Source organism: Terriglobus sp. YAF25 (assembly GCF_052113305.1).
Lineage (GTDB): Bacteria > Acidobacteriota > Terriglobia > Terriglobales > Acidobacteriaceae > Terriglobus.
In genome coordinates, this window is sequence record NZ_JBFRCY010000681.1 from 1 (window position 1) to 2,495 (window position 2,495).

The 2,495-nt window shown below is 58.6% G+C and carries 1 protein-coding gene; it reads left to right on the plus strand.

Annotated features, from left to right (window positions below):
• Positions 1-199 precede the first annotated feature (199 nt).
• Entirely contained in the window at positions 200-2,473 is a 2,274-nt protein-coding gene (locus AB4043_RS22265) for an outer membrane protein assembly factor BamB family protein (RefSeq protein WP_442300854.1), read from the plus strand.
• Positions 2,474-2,495: the final 22 nt, after the last annotated feature.

Sequence of the window (2,495 nt, forward strand, 5' to 3'; positions counted from 1 at the left end):
GAACCATTCCGAACCATTCCATCCCAGTGCCTTGCCTATTTCATAGAAGTGGGCCTTTCGCATATTGCACAATGCGCAACATATATTGCGTAATGTACTATTCTCTCCTGCAAATACACGCGTTCTCAGACGGAGGGAAAAAGTGCACGGCCCGCAAATATCACGGAGGGCAATCTCCAGACAAAGTCACGTTTCGCATTTGGTCTCAGGTCACGTACTCAGCACCACTGCGCTCCTGCTTACCTGCGTCTGTACCGCTGCATCTGCACAGCAGGCCCCGATTGGCTGGAAGGACTATCTCGGTGGACCGGAGAGCGCGCACTACTCGCCGTTGAAACAGATCCACACCGGCAATGTGAATAAGCTCGATGTCGCCTGGAGCTATCTGACCGGTGATGACATGACCTATACCTTCAGCCCGCTGGTCATCGACAACATCGCCTATGTGGCGGCGAAGCAGGGATCGCTGGTGGCGGTTGACGCGACCACCGGCAAGGAGCTGTGGAGCCACGCCTTTACCCTTCCCGGCAATGCGCCCTCGCGTTTCTCCGGCATCGCGGGTATGCGCGGCGCCAATTACTGGGAGAGCAAAGACCGCAAAGACCGTCGCGTGCTCGTCTCTGCCAACGGTTACCTCCAGGCTCTGGATGCGCGCACCGGACAGCTCGTCGACTCCTTTGCCGACCACGGAAAACTCGATCTGAAGATCGGGCTCGACCGCGCTACCCGCCCGCTCTCTTCCCGTACTCCCGGCCGCGTCTTTGAGAACATCATCATTCTTGGCAGCGCTACCGGTGAGGGATATCTCGCTCCTCCCGGCGATATCCGCGCCTTCGACGTAGTGACTGGCAAACTTCTCTGGGTGTTCCACACTATTCCGCGACCGGGCGAGTTCGGATACGACTCGTGGCCGAAGGACGCCTATAAGTACATGGGTGGCGTAGATGTATGGGGTGAGATTACGGTCGATCCTAAACATGGCATCGCCTACTTCCCCGTTGCCTCCGCTAAATACGAGCTCTACGGCGGCGACCGGAAAGGCAACAATCTCTATGCCGACTGCCTGCTGGCCCTCGATGCCCGCACCGGCAAGCATCTCTGGCACTACCAGACCGTGCACCATGACGTCTGGGACTACGACCCGGATTCTGCACCGCAGCTCGTCACCGTGAAGCACAACGGCAAGACAGTCGATGCCGTCGCATTGGCGTCAAAGAACGGCTTCTTATATGTCTTCGACAGGCTCACCGGAAAACCGCTATGGCCAATCGAAGAACGTCCGGTCCCGGCCAGCGATGTTCCAGGCGAGGTCACCTCAAAGACACAGCCCTATCCCACCGTTGTGCCTCCGTTCTCCCGCCAGGGCATGACTGTGAAAGATATGTACGAAGGCTTTATGAAGCCGGAAGAGGTGCCCTGGTGGCGCGAGCGCCTATCCAAGGCGAGAACCGGCTTCTACACGCCTCCATCGACAACCGCGGACACGATCAATCTTCCCAGCGTGAACGGTGGTGCTCTCTTCTTCAGCACCGGAGCAAACGCGGCTGACGGAACGGTCTATGTGCTTTCCAAAGACATGCCGTCGATCATCAAGCTTGTGGGTGCCGGCGAGTCGACCACGGCCAATGCAGGCGGTCTGATCCCAAGCCGGCCGCGCAACGTGCGTCCCAGAACCGGCATTCCTACGCAGGAACAGATGGGCCGCGCCGTCTATGAGCAGAACTGCCAGTTCTGCCACGGACCGGAGCTGAAAGGCGATCGCGGACCTGCACTCGATACCGTGGTCAGCCGGCTTGGCGTGGAGGCGACACGCAACACCATCACCAGCGGAAGAGCGACCATGCCGTCCTTCTCTTCCCTGCCGGCGCCGGCGATGAATGATCTGATGGCCTTTCTCAAGCAGCCCGATCTCGCGCCATTGGGTTCGGCGCCTTCGGCCGCCACCCAGACATTGATGCGCACGCTGACGGGCGAGCCGCCTTATCCAAATGATGTCGAAGGTCCTCCATCCCGTTACAAGACCGGGTACGGCAACGAGCCTTACGTCATCACTCCGCCCTGGAGCACCATCACCGCCTACGACCTAAATACGGGCAAGATCAAATGGAAGACGCCTTATGGTGATGTTCCCCAGGCAGGTCCGAGCGACAAGCTGCGGGGAAACATCTATCCAAAGAGCGGTTTCGTCACCACAGCCGGCGGCCTGGTTCTGTTTGCCGGCAATGACTCGAAGCTCTACGTCCTGGACAGCGCCACCGGCAAAGTGATCTTCACTAAAGATCTACCCAACGGATCGCAGGGGGTGCCTGCTGTCTATGAAGCAGACGGACGCGAGTATGTCCTGTTTACCGTGAGTGGCGGAGGAACTCCTTATCCCGAGGGCGCTTACATTCCTCCGGGAGGGGTCTCTAACCCGACGACATCGAAGGGGTATATCGCATTTGCACTTCCGGCCGGGGAAAACAAGCGCTAGAGCAATTCTCCTAATACTGTGG